General features: G+C 66.4%; 24 protein-coding genes. 18 read left to right on the forward strand and 6 right to left on the reverse strand.

The annotated features are described in order from the left end of the window. The first annotated feature begins 93 nt into the window (after window positions 1-93). Window positions 94-777 carry a hypothetical protein gene (locus AU198_RS26410; RefSeq protein WP_064348373.1) on the forward strand — a complete coding sequence of 228 codons (684 nt, stop codon included), beginning with the start codon at window positions 94-96 and terminating at the stop codon, window positions 775-777. Here the strand turns inward: AU198_RS26410 and AU198_RS12090 are convergent. From AU198_RS12090 to mptB, 3 genes are read right to left on the reverse strand one after another with little or no spacing between them, the layout of a single operon-like run. Further along, on the reverse strand, window positions 691-1,464 hold the full coding sequence (locus tag AU198_RS12090; protein ID WP_064348374.1) for an ABC transporter permease: 774 nt from the start codon (window positions 1,462-1,464) through the stop codon (window positions 691-693). The two genes, AU198_RS26410 and AU198_RS12090, sit on opposite strands and share 87 nt — an antisense overlap. After that, complete coding sequence (locus AU198_RS12095) at window positions 1,464-2,378, reverse strand: ABC transporter ATP-binding protein (RefSeq protein ID WP_502689286.1); 915 nt, start codon at window positions 2,376-2,378, stop codon at window positions 1,464-1,466. The genes AU198_RS12090 and AU198_RS12095 overlap by 1 nt, the downstream gene beginning before the upstream one ends. A 29-nt stretch (window positions 2,379-2,407) precedes the next feature. Beyond that, complete coding sequence (mptB, locus tag AU198_RS12100; RefSeq protein WP_064348375.1) at window positions 2,408-4,093, reverse strand: polyprenol phosphomannose-dependent alpha 1,6 mannosyltransferase MptB; 1,686 nt, start codon at window positions 4,091-4,093, stop codon at window positions 2,408-2,410. A gap of 91 nt (window positions 4,094-4,184) precedes the next feature. Here mptB and AU198_RS12105 point away from each other — a divergent pair, with 91 nt between their 5' ends. From AU198_RS12105 to AU198_RS12140, 8 genes are all read left to right on the forward strand, one after another. Then, window positions 4,185-4,895 (forward strand): helix-turn-helix transcriptional regulator, encoded by a 711-nt coding sequence (locus AU198_RS12105; protein ID WP_064348376.1) that lies wholly within the window; start codon window positions 4,185-4,187, stop codon window positions 4,893-4,895. Continuing rightward, complete coding sequence (gene sufB / locus AU198_RS12110; RefSeq protein WP_064348377.1) at window positions 4,892-6,337, forward strand: Fe-S cluster assembly protein SufB; 1,446 nt, start codon at window positions 4,892-4,894, stop codon at window positions 6,335-6,337. Before AU198_RS12105 ends, sufB begins: the two co-directional genes overlap by 4 nt. Continuing rightward, window positions 6,338-7,534: a Fe-S cluster assembly protein SufD gene (gene sufD / locus AU198_RS12115; protein ID WP_064348378.1), complete on the forward strand. Its 1,197-nt coding sequence runs from the start codon at window positions 6,338-6,340 to the stop codon at window positions 7,532-7,534. Then, window positions 7,531-8,301 (forward strand): Fe-S cluster assembly ATPase SufC, encoded by a 771-nt coding sequence (sufC, locus tag AU198_RS12120; protein ID WP_064348379.1) that lies wholly within the window; start codon window positions 7,531-7,533, stop codon window positions 8,299-8,301. Before sufD ends, sufC begins: the two co-directional genes overlap by 4 nt. A gap of 2 nt (window positions 8,302-8,303) precedes the next feature. Then, on the forward strand, window positions 8,304-9,557 hold the full coding sequence (locus tag AU198_RS12125; protein ID WP_064348380.1) for a cysteine desulfurase: 1,254 nt from the start codon (window positions 8,304-8,306) through the stop codon (window positions 9,555-9,557). 1 nt (window position 9,558) lies between these two features. Next, window positions 9,559-10,017, forward strand: a complete 459-nt coding sequence (gene sufU / locus AU198_RS12130; protein ID WP_064348381.1) for a Fe-S cluster assembly sulfur transfer protein SufU — start codon at window positions 9,559-9,561, stop codon at window positions 10,015-10,017. After that, complete coding sequence (locus tag AU198_RS12135) at window positions 10,014-10,361, forward strand: metal-sulfur cluster assembly factor (RefSeq protein WP_064348382.1); 348 nt, start codon at window positions 10,014-10,016, stop codon at window positions 10,359-10,361. The genes sufU and AU198_RS12135 overlap by 4 nt, the downstream gene beginning before the upstream one ends. A 147-nt stretch (window positions 10,362-10,508) precedes the next feature. Continuing rightward, entirely contained in the window at window positions 10,509-11,801 is a 1,293-nt protein-coding gene (locus AU198_RS12140) for an MFS transporter (protein ID WP_064348431.1), read from the forward strand. 13 nt (window positions 11,802-11,814) lie between these two features. On the opposite strand, the gene AU198_RS12145 is transcribed toward AU198_RS12140, so the two are convergent. Further along, window positions 11,815-12,522: a dienelactone hydrolase family protein gene (locus tag AU198_RS12145; RefSeq protein WP_064348383.1), complete on the reverse strand. Its 708-nt coding sequence runs from the start codon at window positions 12,520-12,522 to the stop codon at window positions 11,815-11,817. A gap of 49 nt (window positions 12,523-12,571) precedes the next feature. On the opposite strand from AU198_RS12145, the gene AU198_RS12150 reads away from it, so the two are divergent. From AU198_RS12150 to AU198_RS12175, 6 genes are all read left to right on the forward strand, one after another. Beyond that, window positions 12,572-13,102, forward strand: a complete 531-nt coding sequence (locus AU198_RS12150) for a hypothetical protein (RefSeq protein WP_064348384.1) — start codon at window positions 12,572-12,574, stop codon at window positions 13,100-13,102. After that, window positions 13,099-13,731, forward strand: coding sequence for a hypothetical protein (locus AU198_RS12155; protein ID WP_064348385.1), 633 nt, complete (start codon window positions 13,099-13,101; stop codon window positions 13,729-13,731). The genes AU198_RS12150 and AU198_RS12155 overlap by 4 nt, the downstream gene beginning before the upstream one ends. Window positions 13,732-13,771: 40 nt before the next feature. Next, window positions 13,772-14,137: a thioredoxin gene (gene trxA, locus AU198_RS12160; protein WP_064348386.1), complete on the forward strand. Its 366-nt coding sequence runs from the start codon at window positions 13,772-13,774 to the stop codon at window positions 14,135-14,137. Between the two features lie 26 nt (window positions 14,138-14,163). After that, window positions 14,164-15,000 (forward strand): enoyl-CoA hydratase, encoded by an 837-nt coding sequence (locus AU198_RS12165; RefSeq protein WP_064348387.1) that lies wholly within the window; start codon window positions 14,164-14,166, stop codon window positions 14,998-15,000. A 12-nt stretch (window positions 15,001-15,012) separates the two neighbouring features. Next, window positions 15,013-16,641 (forward strand): ABC-F family ATP-binding cassette domain-containing protein, encoded by a 1,629-nt coding sequence (locus AU198_RS12170; protein ID WP_064348388.1) that lies wholly within the window; start codon window positions 15,013-15,015, stop codon window positions 16,639-16,641. A gap of 94 nt (window positions 16,642-16,735) precedes the next feature. Then, window positions 16,736-16,927: a helix-turn-helix domain-containing protein gene (locus AU198_RS12175; protein WP_064348432.1), complete on the forward strand. Its 192-nt coding sequence runs from the start codon at window positions 16,736-16,738 to the stop codon at window positions 16,925-16,927. Here the strand turns inward: AU198_RS12175 and AU198_RS12180 are convergent. Further along, window positions 16,924-17,517 (reverse strand): TetR/AcrR family transcriptional regulator, encoded by a 594-nt coding sequence (locus AU198_RS12180; protein ID WP_064348389.1) that lies wholly within the window; start codon window positions 17,515-17,517, stop codon window positions 16,924-16,926. The two genes, AU198_RS12175 and AU198_RS12180, sit on opposite strands and share 4 nt — an antisense overlap. 20 nt (window positions 17,518-17,537) lie before the next feature. Continuing rightward, a complete protein-coding gene (locus tag AU198_RS12185) occupies window positions 17,538-20,372 on the reverse strand; it encodes an aconitate hydratase (protein ID WP_064348390.1) in 2,835 nt (944 codons plus the stop codon). 160 nt (window positions 20,373-20,532) lie between these two features. Between AU198_RS12185 and AU198_RS12190 the strand changes: the two genes are divergently transcribed. The 3 genes from AU198_RS12190 (at window position 20,533) to ripB (ending at window position 23,505) form a co-directional block, all read left to right on the forward strand. After that, window positions 20,533-21,096 (forward strand): Rv1476 family membrane protein, encoded by a 564-nt coding sequence (locus tag AU198_RS12190; protein WP_064348391.1) that lies wholly within the window; start codon window positions 20,533-20,535, stop codon window positions 21,094-21,096. 245 nt (window positions 21,097-21,341) lie between these two features. Further along, window positions 21,342-22,766, forward strand: coding sequence for an NlpC/P60 family peptidoglycan endopeptidase RipA (gene ripA, locus AU198_RS12195; RefSeq protein WP_064348392.1), 1,425 nt, complete (start codon window positions 21,342-21,344; stop codon window positions 22,764-22,766). Window positions 22,767-22,797: 31 nt separating this feature from the next. Next, on the forward strand, window positions 22,798-23,505 hold the full coding sequence (ripB, locus tag AU198_RS12200) for an NlpC/P60 family peptidoglycan endopeptidase RipB (protein ID WP_082690990.1): 708 nt from the start codon (window positions 22,798-22,800) through the stop codon (window positions 23,503-23,505). The last annotated feature ends 32 nt before the right edge of the window (window positions 23,506-23,537 follow it).

The raw sequence follows: 23,537 nt of genomic DNA on the forward strand, positions 1-23,537 counted from the left end.
CCGCCACTCCTTCGAGAAGAAACGCTTGCGTATCTCAACGCCGAAGCTTAACGTCGGGCTATAAGAAACGCATCCGTATCTTAGGAGGATCCCATGGCACGCCCGGTGCTTTATCCGCTGCGCTGCGTCGACACCGCGACCGTGCAATATCTCGACCACCGCCATGGCAGGCGCCGCATCACCATCGACCACCGACCGCTCGCGGAAGTAACCCCGGCGATGCTCCTCGACTGGTTCACGCACCTCGGCGAAACGATGGCGTACGGGGGAGAGGTCATCGACCGCTATCTCGCCTGGCACCCGATCGATCACATCTACTGGGCGTTGGCCCGTCCGGCACCGGGAGGTGGTGCGGCCGATGGCGCGCGATTCCGCATGGTCGAGGCGTTTGGCGGCCGACCCGAGTACAAGATCGATGAGATCGCGCGGGTCGAGAAACTCGACGAGACCGGCATCCGACTGGTCAAACGGGTTGCCGGGATTCCGATCTTCCAGCTGGAGCACACCTGGTCTGCGGGCGCCGACGGCGCCCACTACGTGACGGTGATGGATCTCGGCGCTCGCTCACCGCTGCTCACGCCCGTGAACAGGGTCGTGCGCCGACGGTTCCCGGACCACAAGTTGCGCGCCTGGGTGAAGCACAACATCGAAGAGGTTGGACAGCTCGAATATCTGTTGCCGCAGCTGCGCTCAGGTGAAGCGGAACCAGCGCAGCGCGCACAGCGCGGCGACGGCGCCCCAGACCGCGAGCACCAGAAGGCCGAACCAGTCCACTGACAACGTCATCGCCTGGGTCAGCGCTTCGGTGAGGGCACCGGACGGCGTCAACCGGGCCACCCACTGCGCGGCGGAGGGCACAATGCCGCCCTCGAGCGTCAGCGCGCCGAGCCCCGCGAACACGAACCAGAGCAAATTCGCCAACGCCAAGACGATCTCGGCGCGTAAGGTGCCACCGAGCAGCAGCCCCAGTGCCGCGAAACCCGCTGTGCCCAAGGCGATCACCGCTGCGCCGAGCGCGAGCCCCGCCAAATGTGGTCGCCAGCCGAGCGCGATCCCGATGGTGCCCAACACGATCGCCTGCAGGAACACGACCGCGACCACCGCAAGTGATTTGCCCGCGATGATGCCCCACACCGGAAGCGCTGTGGCGCCAAGGCGTTTGAGGGCTCCGTAGCGGCGGTCGAAGGCGACGGCGATTGCCTGCCCGGTGAACGCCGTGGAGATCACCGCGAGTGCCATGATGGCGGGCACGAACGTCGCCGCCCGGTTGGGCCCGAAGGACCCCAGCGGCATCAGCGTCAGGCCAACGAGCAACGTGATCGGGATGAACATCGTCAGCAAGAGCTGTTCGCCGTTGCGCAACAGCAGCCGCACCTCCAGGCCGAACTGCGCGGCGAGCATCTGTCGTACGGTCGCCGGTCCCGGATCGGGTGTGAAGGTGCCCGGCGCAAAGCGATTCGTCATTACGGCCGCAACTCCCGCCCGGTCAACTCGAGAAACACGTCCTCGAGGCTTCGCTGTTCGACGCGCATATCGGTGGCCAGCACGTCCAGACGCGCGCACCACGCCGTCACCGTCGCCAGCACCTGCGGGTTGATCGCGCCCTCGACGAGGTATTCGCCCGGAGCGGTCTCGGTCGCCTTGTAACTCTCGGGCAGCGCCGACACCAGAAGCGACAAGTCGAGTTTGCGCGGGGCTCGGAACCGCAATTGGTTCTCGGCGCCGCTGCGCATCAGCTCTTCGGGCGAACCGGTGGCCACCGGAACGCCGTGGTCGATGATCATGATGCGGTCGGCCAGCTCCTCGGCCTCGGTGAGCTGATGGGTCGTCAGCACCACGGTCACGCCATCGCGGCGTAGCGCATCGATCAACTCCCACACCACGATTCGCGCGTGCGCATCCATCCCCGCGGTCGGCTCGTCGAGGAAGACCAGCTCCGGACGGCCGACCACCGCGCAGGCCAGCGCCAGTCGCTGCTGCTGACCACCGGACAGCCTCCGGTAGGTTGTGCGCGTCGCCTCGGTCAGACCCAGGGTGTCCATCAGCCATGCCGGGTCCAACGGGTTGGCCGCGTAGGACGCCACCAGGTTGAGCATCTCGCCGGCGCGTGCGGCCGGGTAGCCGCCGCCACCCTGCAACATCACGCCGATGCGCTCACGCAACCGGGCGTTGTCGCCGAACGGGTCCAGGCCGAGGATCTCGATGGTGCCGGAGTCGGGGCGGATGAAACCCTCGCACATCTCCACAGTCGTGGTCTTGCCCGCGCCGTTCGGTCCGAGCAGCGCGAACACCTCGGCGGCCTGCACCTGCAGATCGAGTTCGGACACCGCGACATTCGACCCGTAGCGCTTGGTGACCCCGCTGAGGCGCACGGGCACGGGGGACGACGCCCCGGATCCAGAGTGGGTCACGGGGACTCAGCGTAAGCGTCGGGCCGTGCGGGCTGTGGTGGCGGTGGCGGCGGTTGATGGTGCGGCGGGCTGGCCACACTGCGCCAGGGCAACCGGTTGTAGGTGAGCAGGAACAGCGCGGCGACGATCACGGTGCTCGCCGCGGTCGCGAGGAGAATCTGGAAAACGGTGAAGCGGTCGCCGTTGGCGGTCGGGCCGAAGATGCCGACGGCCAGCGTGACCACGATCGTGGTGCTGCGGAATGCCGGCCGGGTGGCCCACGCCGCGAGGGGGAGGACGGCCCACAGCACGTACCAGGGCTGGACGACGGGGAACAGCAGCACCGTCACGCCCAGCGCGACGCCGAGCCCGCCCACCGGATGCAGGCGCCCCCGCAGAACGAGCAGCAACAGCCAGCTCACCAGGATCGCGATGATGAACACGCCGATCGCACGCGTGAGCCCCAACACCGCCGTGGTGTGGTCGCCGAGTCCCAGCAGGATGCCGACCTGACCGGTGCCCAGGGCCAACAGGGTGGGTAGCGACATCCAGCTGCGCACCACGTTGGCTGTGCCCAGTGTGTTGAGCCAGCCGAACCCCAGGCCGCTGGCCCACCCGATCAGCGCCATCACCACCACCGACACCGCGGTCAACGATCCGCCAGCCATGAAGAACGCCTTGACCGTGCCGCCCCATCGACAGGCCAGCGCCATCGCGACGAAGCCCAGCGCCAACAGCGACGGCAACTTGACCTGCGAGGACAGCGTGATCAGCACGACGCCTGCCAGCAGCATCGTCAGCGGCCACCACCGCGCCCACTGCTCGCGGTCCTGCGGCCAGGACAGCGGCCTGGGCAGCAGCGGCGCGGCGGCGTCGACACCGCGCAGCGCGAATTCGGTGCCGGCGAGCATGAGGCCCAGCATCAGCGCCTCGTTGTGGATGCCCCCGACCAGATGCATGATCAGCAGCGGATTGGCGGCGCCCAGCCACAGCGCGCTCACCTCGGCGACGCCGCAGCGCCGCGCGAGGCGCGGGGTCGCCCACACGATCAGGCCCACGCCGAGCAGCACGACCAATCGGTGGCAGAGCACCGCGGCGACGATGTTCTCACCCGTCAGCGCCGAGATGCCCTGACCGATCCACAGGAACAGCGGCCCGTACGGCGCGGGTGTCTCGCGCCACATGTTCGGCACCGAGAGCGTGAACACATGGTCCAGGCCCAGGCCGGTGGCCGGGCCGACCCGGTACGGGTCGAGGCCTTTGACGCCGATCTCGCTCTGCGCCAGATAGGAGTAGACGTCGCGGCTGTACATCGGCGGGGCGATGAGCAGTGGCAGCACCCACAGCCACAACAGCCGGTCGAGTTGGCTGCGCGACATGCGTCGGTCGCCGAGAGTGAACCGCCCGAGCATCAGCCAGGCCAGCGCCATCATCACCGCGCCGGTGGTGGTCATGGTCAGGCTCACTGTCTGGATGCGTGACGGCAGGTTGAGCAGACGCACACCGAACGTCGGGTCCTGCACGACAGGTCTGGCCCCGACGCCGAGCGCGCCGATTGCCATCAGGACGGTGCCGGCGGCACCGAACAGCCGTGTCCGGCGCAGCGCGATGACCTCGGCATCGTTCAGCGGCGATCCCACCGGGCGTTCGTCGGCGTGCCAACGGGCGATCGACGAGCTGAACGACGGGAGGCGGGCTGCCACCTCAGCAGCGTAACCGTCCGCGTTATGGCTCCCGTCACGCTAAGGGTGCCCTTGCTTTACAGCAGTTTCCGAATTCCGTCACAATAGTGTTGTGAAATTCAGTCCGGAGGCAGGAGCCGATCGCCACACGCGTGGTGCGATCGTGCAATTGCTGCTCGAATCCGGACCGATCACCGCCGGTGAGATCGGCGAACAGCTCGGAATTTCCGCTGCGGGCGTGCGTCGCCACCTCGACGCATTGATCGAGGCCGGCGACGCGCAGGCCAGCGCGGCGGCGGCCTGGCAGCACACCGGCCGCGGCAGGCCGGCGAAGCGGTATCGGCTCACCGCGGCGGGTCGTGCCAAGCTCGGCCACGCCTACGACGACCTGGCCGCCGCGGCCATTCGTCAGCTCCGCGAGATCGGCGGCGACGACGCCGTGCGGACGTTCGCGCGGCGACGTATCGACGGGATCCTCGCGGGAGTAACCGAAGGCCCCGATGACGTTGTATCCAAAGCCGACCGGGTGGCCGACGCACTGACCAAGGCCGGCTACGCGACCAGTGTGACTTCGGTGACACCGGCGCCTGGATCAATCCACGGAATCCAGTTGTGTCAGCATCACTGTCCGGTCTCACATGTCGCGGAGGAGTTCCCCGAGTTGTGCGAGACCGAGCGTGAGGCCTTCGCGGAGATTCTGGGAACGCACGTGCAGAGGCTCGCCACCATCGTCAACGGCGACTGCGCCTGCACAACGCACGTACCGCTGGTCGAGAAGATCAGTGCTTCAGCCCCAACTAGCAAGCAAGGAGCGTCGAGATGACGACGACACCTGAAGTCCACAAGGTAGGCGAGCCGCTCAGCCAGGATGAGGCGATCGCCTCGCTGAGCCGGTACGGCTACGGCTGGGTGGACTCTGACGTCGCGGGCGCCAGCGCACAGCGCGGGTTGTCCGAGGCGGTGGTTCGCGACATCTCCGCGAAGAAGAACGAGCCGCAGTGGATGCTCGACATCCGACTGAAGGCACTGCGCACCTTCGACAAGAAGCCGATGCCGAACTGGGGCTCCAACCTCGAGGGCATCGACTTCGACAACATCAAGTACTTCGTGCGGTCCACCGAGAAGCAGGCCGCCACGTGGGACGACCTGCCCGAGGACATCCGCAACACCTACGACAAACTGGGCATCCCGGAGGCGGAGAAGCAGCGACTGGTCTCGGGTGTCGCGGCCCAGTACGAGTCGGAGGTGGTTTACCACCAGATCCGCGAGGACCTGGAGGCGCAGGGCGTCATCTTCCTCGACACAGACACCGCGCTGCGTGAGCACCCGGACATCTTCAAGCAGTACTTCGGCACCGTGATCCCGGCCGGCGACAACAAGTTCTCCGCGCTGAACACGGCGGTCTGGTCGGGTGGTTCGTTCATCTACGTCCCGCCCGGTGTGCACGTCGACATCCCGCTGCAGGCCTACTTCCGGATCAACACCGAGAACATGGGCCAGTTCGAGCGCACGCTGATCATCGTCGACGAGGGTGCCTACGTGCACTACGTCGAGGGCTGCACCGCGCCCATCTACAAGAGCGACTCGTTGCACTCCGCGGTCGTGGAGATCATCGTCAAGTCCGGCGGTCGCTGCCGCTACACGACTATCCAGAACTGGTCGAGCAACGTCTACAACCTGGTCACCAAGCGGGCCCGGGCCGAGGCCGGCGCGACGATGGAGTGGGTCGACGGCAACATCGGCTCCAAGGTCACCATGAAGTACCCCGCGGTGTGGATGACCGGTGAGCACGCTCGCGGTGAGGTGCTCTCGGTGGCGTTCGCCGGCGAAGGGCAGCATCAGGACACCGGCGCCAAGATGCTGCACCTGGCGCCCAACACGTCGAGCAACATCGTGTCCAAGTCCGTCGCCCGCGGCGGCGGTCGCGCCTCCTACCGCGGCCTGGTCCAGGTCAACAAGGGTGCCCACGGATCGCGGTCGAGCGTGAAATGCGATGCGCTGCTTGTCGATACAATCAGCCGCTCCGACACCTACCCCTACGTCGACATCCGCGAGGACGACGTGACGATGGGCCATGAGGCCACCGTATCCAAGGTCAGCGAGGATCAGCTGTTCTATCTGATGAGCCGCGGCCTGACCGAGGACGAGGCGATGGCGATGGTGGTGCGCGGCTTCGTCGAGCCGATCGCCAAGGAGCTTCCGATGGAGTACGCGCTGGAGCTCAACCGGCTGATCGAGCTGCAGATGGAAGGGGCTGTGGGCTAAGTGAGTTCCCCTCTGCAGACAGCGGTCGAAGGGACACCAGCCGGGTCGGCACTCAACAAGGGCGAGATCTTCACCTCCTTTGACGTGAACGCCTTCGAGGTGCCCGGCGGCCGCGACGAGATCTGGCGGTTCACGCCGTTGAAGCGCCTGCGCGGGCTGCACGACGGTTCCGCCGTCGCCACCGGCAACGCACGCATCACCGTGAGGGAGTGCCCCGGTGTCAGCGTCGAAACGGTCGGTCGCGGCGACGAGCGGCTCGGCCAGGGTGGTGTGCCCGCCGACCGTGTTGCCGCACAGGCGTATTCGTCGTTCGACACCGCCACCATCGTCACGGTGGGCCGTGACACCGAGGTCGCCGAACCGATCGAGATCGACATCGACGGCCCCGGGGAGGGCGCGGTGGCCTACGAGCATCTACAGATCCGCGTCGAGGAGCTTTCGCGCGCGATCGTCGTCGTGGACCTGCGTGGCAGTGGGACCTACGCCGACAACGTCGAGATCATCGTCGGCGATTCGGCAGGCCTCGGGGTGATCTGGATCGCCGACTGGGCCGATGACACCGTGCACGTCAGCGCGCATCACGCCCGCCTCGGCAAGGATGCCGTGCTCGGCCACGTGAACGTGACGCTCGGCGGGGACGTGGTGCGGACGACGGCCACGGTTCGGTTCACCGGACCCGGCGGCGACGCAAAGATGCTCGGCACCTACTTCGCCGACGACGGCCAGCACTTCGAGTCGCGGCTACTGGTCGACCACGCGCATCCGAACTGCAAGTCCGATGTGCTGTACAAGGGTGCGCTGCAAGGTGATCCGGCATCCAATCGGCCCGATGCGCATACCGTGTGGGTCGGAGACGTGTTGATCCGCGCGGAGGCCACCGGCACCGACACCTTCGAGGTGAACCGCAACCTGCTGCTCACCGACGGCGCTCGGGCCGACTCGGTGCCCAACCTCGAGATCGAGACGGGCGAGATCATCGGCGCCGGACACGCCAGTGCCACCGGGCGTTTCGACGACGAGCAGTTGTTCTATCTGCGGGCCCGCGGCATTCCCGAGGATCAGGCGCGGCGTTTGGTGGTGCGCGGCTTTTTCAACGAGATCATCGCCAAAATCGCCGTGCCCGCGGTGCGCGAGCGCCTCACCGAAGCCATCGAACGAGAACTAGCGATCACGGAATCGAGAACAACCCAATCATGACCACACTTGAAGTCAAAGACCTGCACGTCTCGGTGCAAACCCCTGAGCAGACCGAGATCCCGATCCTCAAGGGCGTGGACCTGACCGTGAAGTCGGGGGAGACCCACGCGGTGATGGGGCCGAACGGCTCCGGCAAGTCGACGCTGTCCTACGCGATCGCCGGTCACCCCAAGTACACGGTGACGTCCGGTTCGATCACGCTGGACGGGGAGGACGTGCTCCAGATGAGCATCGATGAGCGCGCCCGCGCCGGCCTGTTTCTCGCTATGCAGTACCCGGTCGAGGTTCCGGGTGTGTCGATGTCGAACTTCCTGCGCACGGCGGCGACGGCGGTGCGCGGTGAGGCTCCGAAGCTGCGGCATTGGGTCAAAGAGGTCAAGTCGGCGATGGGAGACCTCGAGATCGACCCGTCGTTCTCCGAACGCAGTGTGAACGAGGGGTTCTCGGGTGGTGAGAAGAAGCGCCACGAGATCCTGCAGCTGGCCCTGCTCAAGCCGAAGATCGCGATCCTCGACGAGACCGACTCCGGCCTGGACGTCGACGCGTTGCGGGTGGTCAGCGAGGGCGTCAACCGCTACGCCGAGACCGAGAACGGCGGCGTGCTGTTGATCACCCACTACACACGAATCCTGCGCTACATCCAGCCGCAGTTCGTGCACGTCTTCGTCGACGGACGCATCGTCACTTCCGGTGGTCCCGAGCTCGCTGATGAGCTCGAGGAGAAGGGCTACGTCCGCTTCGCGCAGACGGCGGCCGCGGAGGCGTAGCCATGACTGCCACCGTTCGCCCGCTGGATCTGACCGCCATCCGCGCGGACTTCCCGATCCTGAAGAAACAGATGCGCGGCGGAAACACGTTGGCATATCTGGATTCCGGGGCGACCTCGCAACGGCCGGCGCAGGTCCTCGACGCCGAGCGCGAGTTCCTCGTGACCTCCAACGGCGCGGTGCACCGCGGCGCGCACCAGTTGATGGAGGAGGCGACCGACGCCTACGAGGACGGCCGCGCGGACATCGCGGCGTTCGTCGGCGCCGATCCCGATGAGTTGGTGTTCACCAAGAATGCGACCGAGGCGATCAACCTGGTCTCGTACGCGATGGGGGACAAGCGGTTCGATCACGCCGTCGGGCCCGGTGATGTGATCGTGACGACCGAACTCGAACACCACGCCAACTTGGTTCCGTGGCAGGAGTTGGCGCGCCGGACCGGAGCGACACTCAGATGGTACGGCGTCACCAGCGACGGGCGTATCGACCTCGATTCGCTGCAGCTCGATGAGCGGGTGAAAATCGTTGCGTTCAGCCATCATTCGAATGTGACCGGCGCGTTGGCGCCGGTCGACGAGCTGGTCGCTCGGGCCAAGGCCGTCGGCGCGCTGACCCTGCTCGACGCCTGCCAGTCGGTGCCGCATCAGCCCGTCGATCTGCATGCGCTCGGCGTCGACTATGCCGCGTTCTCCGGGCACAAGATGTTGGGGCCGACGGGGATCGGCGTGCTGTACGGCCGCTCTGCGCTGATGAATGCGATGCCACCGTTCTTGACCGGCGGCTCGATGATAGAGACCGTCACGATGGAGGAGACGACGTACGCGCCTGCACCGCAGCGCTTCGAGGCGGGAACGCCGGTGACCTCGCAAGTGGTCGGTCTGGCCGCCGCCGCGCGCTACCTGCGCGAAATCGGGATGAGCGCCGTGGAGGCGCACGAATCCGGGCTCGTGGCCGCCGCGCTGGAGGGACTGTCCGCGATCGACGGCGTGCGCATCATCGGCCCGACGTCGCTGGAGAACCGGGCGTCGCCGGTCAGTTTCGTGGTCGACGGAGTTCATGCGCACGACGTCGGCCAGGTGCTCGACGACGAGGGCGTGGCGGTGCGCGTCGGCCATCATTGCGCGTGGCCGCTGCATCGGCGGTTCGGGATCGCCGCTACCGCGCGGGCGTCGTTCGCGGTGTACAACACCGTCGACGAGGTCGACCGGTTGGTGGCCGGTGTGCGCCGGGCCGTGGAATTCTTCGGCAGGGACTGACGTGCGGCTGGATCAGATCTATCAGGAAGTGATCCTCGATCACTACAAGCGCCCGCACAACCGTGGATTGCGCGAGCCGTACGGCGCTCAGGTCCATCACGTCAACCCGACGTGTGGCGACGAGGTGACGCTGCGGGTGACGCTGTCCGACGACGGTGAGCAGGTGGTCGACATCTCCTATGACGGGCAGGGCTGTTCGATCAGCCAGGCCTCGACATCGGTGCTGACCGATCAGGTGATCGGCCAGAGCGTCGGTGACGCACTGAAAACCGTCGCCGCATTCAGCGAGATGATCTCCTCGCGCGGGACCATCGAGGGCGACGAGGACGTCATCGGGGACGGCATCGCGTTCGCCGGCGTCGCGAAGTACCCGGCGCGGGTCAAGTGCGCGTTGCTGGGGTGGATGGCTTTCAAAGATGCACTGTCGCAGGCATCGGAGAGATTTCAGGAGGCAGGATGAGTGACGCCGCAGTGCCCAACGAGGAACTGTTGTTCGATCTCGAGGAGGCGATGCGCGACGTCGTCGACCCCGAGCTCGGTATCAACGTCGTCGATCTGGGCCTGGTCTACGGGATCAACGTCGAGCAGGGGGAGCAGGGCAAGGTCGCGTTGATCGACATGACGCTGACCTCGGCCGCCTGTCCGCTCACCGATGTGATCGAGGACCAGTCGCGCACAGCGCTGGTCGGCGCGGGGCTGGTCAACGAGCTGAAGATCAACTGGGTGTGGAACCCGCCGTGGGGGCCGGACAAGATCACCGAGGACGGCCGCGAGCAGTTGCGCGCGTTGGGTTTCACCGTCTAGCTCAAGCTTCGGGTCTGGCCCACGACGGCCTCGTGGAGTCAGCCTTTGAATCACGGCGGGCACAAATCTGTGCCGCCGTCGCCGAATCGACAATTGTCGAATCTCGTGTCTTCGGCGACAGATGTCTCACCCGAACCCGCACGCGCGCTGATCGATTCGACGGCGGACGCGTCGAGGGTCCGCACCGCGCTGGTCGCCAGCCTCGTCGGAACCACGATCGAGTGGTACGACTTCTTTCTCTATGCGACCGCGGCGAGCCTGGTGTTCAACCAAGCATTCTTCCCCGATCAGAGCTCTCTGGTCGGGACGCTGTTGTCCTTCGCGACGTTCGCGGTCGGGTTCATCGTGCGCCCGATCGGCGGGTTCGTGTTCGGCCACGTCGGCGACCGGATCGGCCGGAAGAAGACACTGGCGCTCACCATGGTCCTGATGGGCGGTGCGACCGCTCTGATGGGGGTGCTGCCCACCGCCGCCCAGATCGGGGTGCTCGCGCCCATCCTGCTGGTACTCCTGCGCGTCGTACAAGGTTTCGCGCTCGGCGGCGAATGGGCCGGGGCAATCTTGCTCGCCGTCGAACACAGTCCGGCGCATCGGCGTGGCTTCGCGGGCAGCGTGCCTCAAGTCGGTCTTGCGCTTGGGCTCGCACTGGGCACCGGCGTGTTCGCGCTGCTCCAAATCGCCCTGCCCGAGGATGCCTTCGAGTCATACGGCTGGCGGATCGCGTTCTTGTTCAGCATCGTGCTGGTGGTCTTCGGTTTCATCGTGCGATGGAAGGCGACCGAGACACCGGCCTTCGAGAAGGTGCGCGACGAGGACGACCGCTCGGCAGCGCCGCTGCGTGACGTGTTCCGTCGTCCCGCGCTGCGCAATACGGTGCTGGGACTGTTGTCGCGGTGGGGCGAGGGCGCGGCTTTCAATACATGGGGTGTATTCGCGATCTCGTATGCGACCGGAACACTGAAGCTGGAGCGGGTTCCGGTGCTCATCGCCGTCACGGTTGCGGCGCTGCTGATGGCCGCGCTGCTGCCCGTCTCGGGATTGCTGACCGACCGGTTCGGGGCGCGAGCCGTGTACGCGAGCGGACTCGTTGCCTACGCCGTCGCGGTTTTCCCGGTGTTCGCGTTGTTCAACACCGGCAGCATGACCGCCTACGCGCTCGGAATGTTGGTGGTGTTCGGCGTGATCCACGCGTGGTTCTACGGCGCCCAGGGCACGCTCTACGCGTCGCTGTATCCGGCACGTATCCGCTACACCGGGCTGTCGACGGTGTATCAGCTCTCGGGCGTCTACGCGTCGGGTCTGACCCCGCTGATCCTGACCGCGTTGATCGCCGCCACGAATCAGTCGCCGTGGTTGGCGTGCACCTACCTCGTGGTGACAGCCGCGATCAGCGTGGTGGCCACATTGCTGCTGCGCCCGAAGGCATTGACGGAGATCTGAGACGGCTGAGCATTCACCGCAGATGCTCACCGAAAAACGCGAAGATGCGCTGCCACGCGTCTTCCGCCTCGGGCGCCGAGTAGGACATTCTGGCGATCGATTGAATCACCTTCAACGGACCTCGAGTTTCGAGATCGTTCATGAAGCAGTGGCCGACGTCGCGATACTCCTTGATATCTCGTGGCACATCGCCGTCGGCGAGAAGAGCATCGAGTTTGGCCGCTGCTCCTTTGAGCATCAAGTCACGGGCGCCATAGCTGGCCACAGTCGGGCACGACTTCGCTAGATTCGACACGTCTTTCGGCCAATCGCCGTAATTCGGTGCGGAGGCAGCGAACAATTCGCGCGGAGCAAGCACCAGGCAGAATCCCCCGCCCATGCAGAACCCGACGACCCCCACTTTCCCTGTGCACTGGTCATCGGAGACCAAGCGGTGGCGGGCTGCGATGATGTCGTCGACCGCCTCCCCTTCACCGTTTCGCAGCGCCTGAAACGTACGCACGATGCAGACGATCTTGTTGCCTCGATGGAACAGCCACGGCGCTATCGACAGGTATCCGTTGGAGGCAAAGCGGTCGGTGATTCGCACGATATCGCGGGTCATGCCGAACCCCTCGTGCAAGACGACGACGCCCGGCCACGGGCCGAGGCCGAGCGGTGTGGCGAGATACGCCGGCACTGGGCCTGCCGGAGCGGGGAAGGTGGTGTTGGTATTCGGCATTGCCGACATTGTCGTACGAAGACATGGACGAAGAGCTCAGAATGATCTCGTGGTCACGGTCCCGGCGTTCGTCTGGCGGGGCGGGTTCGGACGGCGCGCGCTGTTGATCGGCGGTTGCGTCGGGCTCTGCCTCGGCGTCCTCGCATGGCTCGATTCCGGCTTCCTCCTCAGCGCTGTCATCGTCACGGTGGTCGTCGGCACGTTCTACGGCATCTGGATGGCGCGCCGGATGAACCGGTACTGGCCGGGTTCGAGAGAGCTCTCGGGTCAGGAGCGGGTCGCGGTCGTGCGCGCGGTACGAAGCGGGGTCCACCTGACCGATTCCCGGCTGGCGGGGCCAGAAGTCGATTACGCGAGGGGGTTGTGCGCCGCAGCGGAAGAGGCCCGTCCACTGCGGTGGGTGTTGGTCATCGCACTCGTCGTCGCGCTGGGTGCGGCGGTCTGGGACGCCTTTTTCGGATCCTGGGGTAACGCGGTCGCATCCGCCATCTACCTGGTCGCACTGCTCGTTGAGCTGTTCTGGTGGCCGCGACGGCAATCCCAACTGCTGGCCCGCGCCCGTAGCCTCGATGCGGTATGAGCCATCCTTACGTCGCCACCCGCCGTCAACTGCGTGGTGTGGCAGAAAGCCTGATCGCGGGCCCCCAATACCGGTCCGCGGGCACAATCAGGCTCGCGGTGCGCCCCGACGGCTTCGCCGCCGTCGCGTTACCCCTGTCCGTGCACGGCACCGACCTGGTCTTCCAGGACGGCAGCGTTGCGCTGGCCGGCCGCGTCGCGGCCATCGCCGAGGCGGCCGGCGTGGTGGCCGGACCACCGGAGGGCGTCTACCGGATCGTCGACCCGTTGCCCGCCCACGCCGAGCTCACACTCGATCCCGATGCCGCGGCGTGGCTCCAGCGCGCCCACTACGCGGGCGGATATGCCCTCAAACATGTTCTGCCGCAGCAGCATCCGACACTGTGGCCGGAGCATTTCGACGTCGCCGCTGTCGAGGACGAGGTGAACTACGGGGTCTCGGCCGGTGACGAAACCCACCCGACGCCGTACGCCTACGTCGGGCCGTGGCAGAAGCGGAGGGGACCGTTCTGGAATGCGCCGTTCGGAGCTCTCTACCCACTGGACGCGGCTCACGATGTCGACACATTGGCCGCCCTGGTCACCGAGTTCTTCGAGCGCGGCCGTACTGAACTGGGTATCCGCCCGTAGGCTGGGAACACAGAGCTGACCATCAGCGTTAGGAATCAACGTGGCTACCCAAGACATCACCGCCGAACAATTCAACGACACCATCAACGACAACGAGATCGTGCTGGTGGACTTCTGGGCGTCGTGGTGTGGCCCGTGTAAGGCGTTCGCCCCCACATTCGCAGCGTCCTCCGAACAACACCCCGACGTCGTGTACGCCAAGGTCGACACCGAGGCGGAGCAGGCGCTGGCCGCCGCGGCCGACATCCGGTCCATCCCCACGCTGATGGCGTTCAAGCAGGGCAAGCTGGTGTTCAACCAGGCAGGCGCGTTGCCGCCCGCGGCCCTGGAGGAACTGGTCCAGCGCGTCAAGGAGTTCGACATCGACGCGGCGATCGCCGCGCAGGACAACGGCCAGCCGGAGTGAACCTCCGCACGCGATAGCGTGCATGCGTGAGCGAGCACGCAGAGACCGAGCAGAGCAACTTCGTCCTGGTCGACCGGCCGCGACCCGGCGTCGCACTGGTGACGTTGAACCGCCCCGAGCGAATGAACTCCATGGCGTTCGACGTCATGGTTCCGCTCAAGAAGGTGCTCGACGAGCTGACCTACGACAACTCCGTGCGGGCGGTCGTGCTCACTGGCGCCGGCCGCGGATTCTCGTCGGGCGCCGACCACAAGTCGGCCGGTTCGGTGCCGCACATCGACGGTTTGACCCGGCCGACGTTCGCGCTGCGCTCGATGGAAGTGCTCGACGACGTCATCCTCGCCCTGCGCAAAATGCACCAGCCGGTCATCGCGGCGGTCAACGGTGCCGCGATCGGCGGGGGCCTGTGCCTGGCGTTGGCCTGCGATATCCGCGTAGCGGCCGACGGTGCCTACTTCCGCGCGGCCGGCATCAACAACGGCCTGACCGCCAGCGAGCTCGGACTGTCCTATCTGCTTCCGCGCGCCATCGGCACGTCACGGGCGTTCGAGCTGATGCTGACCGGCCGCGACGTCGCCGCCGCAGAAGCCGAACGCATCGGCCTGGTGTCGCGCGCCCTGCCCGACGACCAGCTACTCGAGGTTTGCTACCAGATGGGGGAGCGCATCGCGGCGTTCTCCCGGCCCGGAATCGAGTTGACCAAGCGCACACTTTGGAGTGGACTGGACGCCGGTAGCCTGGAAGGGCACATGCAAGCCGAGGGCCTCGGACAACTGTTCGTCCGTTTGCTCACCGCCAACTTCGAAGAAGCGGTGGCAGCGCGCGCCGAAAAACGAGACCCCGAATTCACCGATGACAAGTAAGGACCGCCCAGCGTGATCACCGCAACGGACCTGGAGGTCCGCGCCGGGGCGCGCACGTTGCTGTCCACCGACGGAACCGCGCTTCGCGTACAGCCCGGCGACCGGATCGGACTGGTCGGCCGTAACGGCGCGGGTAAGACCACCACGATGCGCATCCTCGCCGGCGAGGGTGAACCGTATGCGGGCGACATCATCCGTAACGGCGAAATCGGTTACCTGCCACAGGATCCCAGAGAAGGCGACCTGGATGTGCTCGCCCGCGACCGGGTGCTCTCGGCGCGTGGCCTGGACACCCTGCTCGCCGACCTCGAAAAGCAGCAGGTGCTGATGGCCGAAGTCGCCGACGACGCCGCCCGCGACAAGGCCGTGCGCAAGTACGGTCAGCTCGAGGAGCGCTTCGCCGCGCTGGGCGGTTACGCCGCCGAGAGCGAGGCGGGCCGTATCTGCGCGAGCCTCGGGTTGCCGGAGCGGGTCCTCACCCAACCGCTGCGCACACTGTCCGGCGGTCAGCGCCGCCGCGTGGAACTGGCCCGGATTCTGTTCGCGGCCTCCGACAGCGGCGCGGGCTCGAGCACGACGCTGCTGCTCGACGAACCGACCAACCACCTCGACGCCGACTCCATCGGCTGGCTGCGTGACTTTCTGCAGAACCATCCCGGGGGATTGGTGGTCATCAGCCACAACGTCGACCTACTCGCCGACGTGGTGAACCGGGTGTGGTTCCTCGACGCCGTACGCAGCGAGGTCGACGTCTACAACATGGGCTGGCAGAAATATCTCGACGCGCGCGCTACCGACGAAGCCCGGCGCCGCCGCGAACGCGCCAACGCCGAACGCAAGGCGTCCGCGTTGCGCACCCAAGCGGCCAAGATGGGGGCCAAGGCCACCAAAGCCGTTGCCGCGCAGAACATGTTGCGTCGTGCCGACCGGATGATGGCCGCACTCGACGAGGAACGTGTCGCCGACAAGGTGGCCCGAATCAAGTTCCCCACCCCCGCGCCGTGTGGGCGCACCCCGCTCGTCGCCAAGGGGCTGACCAAGAACTACGGCTCGCTCGAGGTCTTCACGGGCGTCGACCTGGCGATCGACCGAGGGTCGCGGGTGGTGGTGCTCGGGCTCAACGGTGCAGGCAAGACCACCCTGTTGCGTTTGCTGGCGGGCGCCGAGACGCCCGACGCCGGGCGCCTCGAACCGGGTCACGGCCTCAAGCTCGGCTACTTCGCCCAGGAACACGACACCCTGGACAACAACGCGACGGTGTGGGAGAACATCCGCCACGCCGCACCCGACACCGGCGAGCAGGACCTGCGCGGGCTGTTGGGCGCCTTCATGTTCAGCGGACCGCAACTCGATCAGCCGGCGGGCACGTTGTCCGGCGGCGAGAAGACCCGGCTGGCGCTGGCCGGCCTGGTCGCGTCGACCGCGAACGTGCTGTTGCTCGACGAACCGACGAACAACCTCGACCCGGCCTCGCGCGAGCAGGTGCTCGATGCGCTGCGCAGCTACGTCGGCGCGGTGGTGTTGGTGACCCACGATCCCGGCGCCGCCGAGGCACTCGAACCGCAACGCGTGGTCCTGCTTCCCGACGGCACCGAAGACTACTGGTCCGAGGAGTATCGCGACCTCATCGAGTTGGCTTGATCCAGAACGCGAAGCGTTTGGTCATTTTCAAGCGTCGTGTGTAACCGCTTCCTACGCTGGGTATCCGTCGGGGCATCGAAGCGGGGAGGTGCTGATGAAGAAGCTGGACAAGTCGAGAGACCAGTTGCTGAACGAGTTGCGGAGTGCTTACGAGGGTGGGGCAAGTATCCGTACTCTGGTCGCGTCCACGGGACGCTCGTACGGTTCCATCCACAGCATGCTGCGTGAGTCGGGTACGACGATGCGCAGCCGTGGGGGTCCGAACCACCGCAGCAGGCGCCGCTAGTCGCCCTGCGGCACGGTCTCTTGGTCGCGTCGCTGCCGCAGTGACGCCTCGACCAGGTCCAGTACGGCACTGAGCTTTTGGGGATCGTCGCCCGACGCCAAACGCGCGACCAGGCCGTCGAGGACGAGGTCTAGATAGGTCTGCAGCACGGCGCTGGGAACGTCGTCGCGCAGCCGCCCGGCCTGCTTCTGCATGCGCAGCCGCTGGGTCGTGGCAACCGACAGTTCAGCGGACCGCTCCGCCCAGCCCCGGTGAAAGTCGGGATCGTTTCGCAGCTTTCGCGCGATCTCGAGCCTGGTGGCCAGCCAGTCGAACTGATCCGGCGCGGCCAGCATGTCGCGCATGACCTGGACCAGCCCCTCGCGCGCGGCGACATCGGCCATGCGCTCGGCGTCCTCGCGGGCCAGTTCGAAGAACAGCGTGTCCTTGTCCCGGAAGTGGTGGAAGATGGCGCCGCGCGACAGCCCGATCGTCTGCTCGAGCCGCCGCACGGTCGCCTTGTCGTAGCCGTACTCCGCGAAGCACCGGCGGGCGCCGTCGAGAATCTGCCGACGACGCGCCGCCAGGTGGTCGTCGGTGACCCGGGGCAACGCGGTTGTCCCTTCTTCGGTTACTGCGACTCGAGCATGTTGCGCAGCACGTACTGCAGGATGCCGCCGTTGCGGTAGTAGTCCGCCTCGCCCGGGGTGTCGATGCGCACCACCGCGTCGAACTCGACCTTGGAGCCATCTTCCTTTTCCGCAGTGACGTGCACCGTCTTCGGCGTCTTGCCCTCGTTGAGCTCCTCGATGCCGGTGATGTCGAACGTCTCCGTGCCGTCGAGGCCCAGCGACTCCGCCGACTCGCCCTCGGGGAACTGCAACGGGATCACGCCCATGCCGATCAGGTTCGACCGGTGGATCCGCTCGAACGACTCGGTGATCACCGCGCGCACACCCAGCAGCCGCGTGCCCTTGGCCGCCCAGTCACGCGACGAACCCGAACCGTACTCTTTGCCGCCGAGAACGACGAGCGGAATATCCTGCGCCGCATAGTTTTGCGCGGCGTCGTAGATGAACGCCTGCTCGCCGTCCTTGGTGAAGTCGCGGGTGTAGCCACCCGAGACGTCGTCGAGCAATTGGTTGCGCAGCCGGATGTTGGCGAACGTGCCGCGGATCATCACCTCGTGGTTTCCGCGCCGGGAGCCGTAGGAGTTGTAGTCCGCCCGCTCGACGCCGTTGGACTCCAGGTACTCGGCAGCCGGTGTGCCCGGCTTGATCGCTCCGGCGGGTGAGATGTGGTCGGTGGTCACCGAATCGCCCAGCAGCGCCAGTACTCTCGCGCCCTTGATGTCGGTCACCGGCTCCGGTTCGGCCGACATCCCGTCGAAGTACGGGGGCTTGCGCACGTAGGTCGAGTCCTCGGCCCATTCGAAGGTGTTGCCCTCCGGGGTCGGCAGGTTGCGCCAGCGCTCGTCACCCTTGAAGACGTCGGCGTAGTTCTTGGTGAACATCTCCTGGCTGATCGCGTTGGCGATCGTGTCGTTGATGTCGGACTGCGACGGCCAGATGTCACGCAGATAGACGTCGTTTCCGTCCTTGTCCTGGCCCAGCGGCATCGAGTCGAAGTCGAAGTCCATCGTGCCGGCGAGCGCATAGGAGATCACCAACGGCGGCGACGCCAGGTAGTTCATCTTGGTGTCCGGGTTGATCCGGCCCTCGAAGTTGCGGTTGCCCGACAGCACCGCGGCCACCGCGAGGTCGTTGTCGTTGACGGCCTTGCTGATCTCCTCGGGCAGCGGGCCGCTGTTGCCGATGCAGGTCGTGCAGCCGTAGCCGACGAGGAAGAAGCCCAGCTTCTCCAGATACGGCCACAGCCCGGCCTTCTCGTAGTAGTCGGTCACCACCTGCGAGCCCGGCGCCATCGTCGTCTTCACCCACGGCTTGGTGGCCAGGCCCTTCTCGACGGCGTTCTTGGCCAGCAGCGCCGCGCCGAGCATCACCTCGGGGTTGGAGGTGTTGGTGCACGACGTGATCGCGGCGATCACCACCGCGCCGTGGTCGAGCACGAATTCGCCGAGCTCGTCGGATCTGACGGTCACCGGCTTGCTCGGCCGGCCATTGGGTTCGATCGCGGCGCTCTCGACGTGGGCCGGAGGCTTGCGGTTGGACAGAAATGACGTGTTGCGCACCGGATCGCTCGCCGGGAAAGTCTCGTCGATGGCCTCGTCGAGTTCTGAGTACTCCCCGTTGAATTCGCCGTCTTCGACGTAGTCGGTGATGTCCTGACGGAAGGCCGCCTTGGCCTCGTTGAGCGCGATGCGGTCCTGTGGGCGCTTCGGTCCGGCGATCGACGGGACGACGTCTGACAGGTCCAGCTCGATGTACTCGGAGAACTTGGGCTCGCGCTGGGGGTCGTGCCAGATGCCCTGTTCCTTGGCGTAGGCCTCGACCAGCGCCAGTTGTTCCTCGCTGCGCCCGGTGAAGCGCAGATAGCTGATTGTCTCCTCGTCGATGGGGAAGATCGCCGCGGTGGAACCGAACTCGGGGCTCATGTTGCCCAGCGTGGCCCGGTTGGCCAGCGGCACTTCGGCCACACCGTCGCCGTAGAACTCGACGAACTTGCCGACCACACCGTGCTGGCGCAGCATCTCGGTGACCGTGAGCACGACGTCGGTGGCCGTCACTCCGGGCTGGCGCTCGCCGGTCAGCTTGAACCCGACGACACGGGGGATGAGCATCGACACGGGCTGGCCGAGCATCGCGGCCTCGGCCTCGATACCGCCGACGCCCCAGCCGAGCACGCCGAGACCGTTGACCATGGTCGTGTGGCTGTCGGTGCCCACACAGGTGTCCGGGTAGGCGGTTCCGTCCCGGTCCATCACCACCGACGCCAGGTACTCGATGTTGACCTGGTGCACGATCCCGGTGCCGGGCGGCACCACCTTGAAGTCGTCGAAGGCGCCCTGGCCCCAGCGCAGGAACTGGTAGCGCTCGCCGTTGCGCTCGTACTCGATCTCGACGTTGCGCTCGAATGCGTCGGCGCGGCCGAACAGGTCGGCGATCACCGAGTGGTCGATCACCAGGTCGGCCGGAGCGAGCGGATTGACCTTCTCGGGGTCGCCGCCGAGGTCGGCGATCGCCTCCCGCATGGTGGCCAGGTCGACGATGCACGGCACGCCGGTGAAGTCCTGCATCACCACGCGCGCCGGGGTGAACTGAATCTCCACGCTGGGGTCGGCCTCGGGATCCCAGTTGGCGATGGCCTCGATGTGGTCCTTGGTGATGTTGGCGCCGTCCTCGTTGCGCAGCAGGTTCTCGGCAAGCACCTTCAGGCTGTAGGGCAACTTGTCGGTACCCGGCACCGCGTCGAGGCGGTAGATCTCGTAGCTCTTGTCTCCGACTTTCAGGGTGTCGCGGGCGTCAAATGAATTGGGGGAAGAATTTTCCGTATTACCTTTGCTCACATCAACTCCCGGCTAGTTCTCGCAGCCGACGGGCTGTGACGGCCGCGTTACAACTCTAACAGTACGCTTGTCCTGCAAGACGGTCGGGGTCGGTTCACAGTCCCGTGCCGGACCGCGCGTGCTGTCACCCCGCTGAGTACCCATCACGTACGGTTCTTCTGTGTTCGGACCGCATGTGATTCCGTTTCTGCCGGCCTACATCCCGCCCGACGTCTGCGGGCCGGTGGGCATGGACCCCGCGACCACGCCGGTCGACACGTGCCTGAACCTGGTCATCGAGGACGTTCGCGACGACGGGGTGAGCGCCTCGCCCAGTCCGGAGAACGAGGGCCTGCCCGAGGTGGTCGCCGAGGCCCAGCAGCAGGGCATCGACCTGAAGATCGTCGTCGTGGACCAGAACCCGCCGATTGACACGCCACTGCGCGATATCGCCACCGAGGTGGGGGAGGCGTTCCCGGGGTCGACGGTGCTGGTGCTCAGTCCCACGGATTCGGGCACCTTCAGCACGACGTTCGACCGCATGACGTTGGAGGCGGGTCAGGACGTCGCCGAAGGGCGCGGTCCGGTGCAGGGTTCGCAGAATTTCCTCAGCGAGTTGACGGCATCGCACTTTCCGTGGACCGCATTGACGATTGTGGTGGTCTTGGGAGTGGTTGCCGCCGTTATCGGTACGCGACTTTTGCAGGTTCGCGCCAAGCGTATCGCGTCGCGCGAGGACGCCTGAAAGCGCACTGCGGCAACGGTTTTGGCGTGACCAGACACCGCCTGGGTATTGGCGAAGTCACGACGCGATAACACTTCTTTCAATTACAAAGCTGTAATTCGCGACTTAAGTTTCTTTGGCGTCAGATGTGACGTACGGTGCAATCGGTAGCTGTGTTGTAGATGTGCATGTTGTGACAAATGAGCACAGTCACCGCGACGAATGTGTCCGCACGTTCGCCTGAAGCCATAGGAGAACTGAGTCGGATGAGACGCACACCTGGCGCATCCGCTACGCGGCCGTGTGGACGGTTCTGCGCGGCCCTGGTCGTGGCCACCATGTTGGCCACGACGCCCGGCCTGGCCCTCGCTCAACCCAGCAGTCCCGACAGCCTCGCGGCGCTGGTCGCCGCCGTCGCCGACGCCGACCAGAGGCTGCAGGATCTGGGTGCCGAGATCCAGCAGCAGCAGGAAAGCGTCAACAAGGCGATCCTCGATGTGCAGACCGCGCGGGACAACGCCGCCGCCGCGCAGCGTGAGGTCGACGCGAGCCGGCAGCGCGTCGAGGACGCCAACATCGCTATCGAGCAGGCGCAGAAGCGGTTCAACTCGTTTGCCGCCGCCACGTACGTCAACGGCCCCTCGGACTCGTACCTGACCGCGGGCGATCCCGCCGAGGTCATCAAGACCGCCGCGGCGGGGCAGACACTGGCCATCAGCTCGCAGCAGGTGATCGCCGATCTGCAGCGGGCCCGCACCGAGCAGGTCAACCGCGAGTCCGCGGCGCGGCTGGCGAAACAGAACGCGGACAAGGCCGTTTCCGACGCCGAAGCCAGCCAGCAGTCCGCGGTTGCGGCCCTGACCAACGCGCAGGAGACCTTCAAGTCCCAGCAGGCCCAACTCGACAAGCTGGCCGCCGAGCGCAAGGCCGCGCAGGCCAAGCTCGCCGAGGCGCGTACTCAGGCCGCGCCGGGGCAACCGGCCGGCGCGCCGGCGCAACCGGCGGCCGCCGCGACGCCGGGAAGCCCAGACTGGGACCGCGCGCCGCAAGGCGTCGACCCCGGCACCGGAAACTGGGCCACGCCGTGGGATCCGACGCTGCCCGCGATCCCCAGCGCCTTCGTCAGCGGTGACCCGATCGCGATCATCAACGCGGTTCTCGGCATCGCTTCGACCTCGGCGCAGGTGACCCAGGACCTCGGTCGCAAGTTCCTGCAGTCGGTGGGGATCCTCCCGAAACCGGCTGCCGCGCCGGCGTTCAACAACGGCGCGATTCCCCGCGTCTACGGCAGGCAGGCGACCGAGTTCGTGATCAAACGGGCCATGTCGCAGATGGGTGTGCCGTACTCGTGGGGCGGCGGCAACGCCGCCGGACCCAGCCGCGGTATCGACTCCGGGGCGGGCACAGTCGGATTCGACTGCTCGGGCCTGATGCTCTACGCGTTCGCCGGCGTCGGCATCAAGCTAGACCACTATTCGGGCTCGCAGTACAACGCCGGGCGCAAGGTTCCGACCTCACAGATGCGGCGCGGCGACATGTTGTTCTGGGGTCCCAACGCCAGCCAGCACGTCGCGCTGTACCTCGGCGACGGACAGATGATCGAAGCGCCCTACACGGGTTCGGTGGTGAAGATCTCGCCGGTGCGTACCAGCGGCATGACCCCGTACGCGACCCGTCTCATCGAATGGTGAGAGGTCACACGCGACAGACGTTAGGAAAACTTTGCGTTTCAAGCTGATTCGGTTCCTGGGCGGTTGTGCGCTGTTGCTGGCGACCGTCGCGCTCACGGTCGGGCTGGCGACGCCGGCGGCGTCGGCGCCCGAAGACGGCCAGTGGGATCCGACGCTGCCCAAACTGATCAGCGCCGGCGCACCGGGTGATCCTCTGGCGATCGCCAACGCGTCGCTCGCGGCGACCGCCCAGGCCACCGAGGTCACGATGAGCCTGGGCCGCAAATTTCTGACCACCTTGGGTCTCGCGCCGCCGGAGGCGGCGACGGCGAGCGTCGCGCCGGGCCGGGTGCGTGGACCGCAGGCGATCGAGTACGTGATCCGTCGCGGCGCCTCGCAGATGGGCGTGCCGTACTCGTGGGGCGGCGGAAAGCCGAACGGGCCGAGCCGAGGCATCGACTCGGGGGCCAACATCGTCGGGTTCGACTGCTCGGGCTTCACCCAGTTCTCGTTCGCGGGGGTGGGGGTGCTGATCCCCAAGTACTCCGGCGACCAGTACGACACCGGCCGCAAGGTGCCGACATCGCAGGCCAAGCGCGGCGACCTCCTGTTCTGGGGTCCCGGCGGAAGCCAGCACGTGGCTATCTATCTGGGTGGCGGTCAGATGCTCGAGTCCTCGGGCAGTGCCGGCAAGGTCACGGTGGGCCCGGTGCGTCATTCCGGCCTGCAGCCGTATGTGGCGCGCATCATCGAATCCTGAGCGCAACCTGAGCCGAACCTGAACGTATCGGG

Origin of the sequence: Mycobacterium sp. GA-1199, assembly GCF_001500045.1 — a bacterium.
In the GTDB taxonomy this organism is placed as follows: domain Bacteria; phylum Actinomycetota; class Actinomycetes; order Mycobacteriales; family Mycobacteriaceae; genus Mycobacterium.

Coding starts and splice junctions, on each gene's coding strand:
- AU198_RS26410 (WP_064348373.1), top strand. CDS start 94: ATGGCACGCCCGGTGCTTTATCCGCTGCGCTGCGTCGACACCGCGACC.
- AU198_RS12090 (WP_064348374.1), bottom strand. CDS start 1,464: ATGACGAATCGCTTTGCGCCGGGCACCTTCACACCCGATCCGGGACCG.
- sufB (WP_064348377.1), top strand. CDS start 4,892: ATGACGACGACACCTGAAGTCCACAAGGTAGGCGAGCCGCTCAGCCAG.
- sufC (WP_064348379.1), top strand. CDS start 7,531: ATGACCACACTTGAAGTCAAAGACCTGCACGTCTCGGTGCAAACCCCT.
- AU198_RS12125 (WP_064348380.1), top strand. CDS start 8,304: ATGACTGCCACCGTTCGCCCGCTGGATCTGACCGCCATCCGCGCGGAC.
- AU198_RS12135 (WP_064348382.1), top strand. CDS start 10,014: ATGAGTGACGCCGCAGTGCCCAACGAGGAACTGTTGTTCGATCTCGAG.
- AU198_RS12145 (WP_064348383.1), bottom strand. CDS start 12,522: ATGCCGAATACCAACACCACCTTCCCCGCTCCGGCAGGCCCAGTGCCG.
- AU198_RS12155 (WP_064348385.1), top strand. CDS start 13,099: ATGAGCCATCCTTACGTCGCCACCCGCCGTCAACTGCGTGGTGTGGCA.
- AU198_RS12175 (WP_064348432.1), top strand. CDS start 16,736: ATGAAGAAGCTGGACAAGTCGAGAGACCAGTTGCTGAACGAGTTGCGG.
- ripA (WP_064348392.1), top strand. CDS start 21,342: ATGAGACGCACACCTGGCGCATCCGCTACGCGGCCGTGTGGACGGTTC.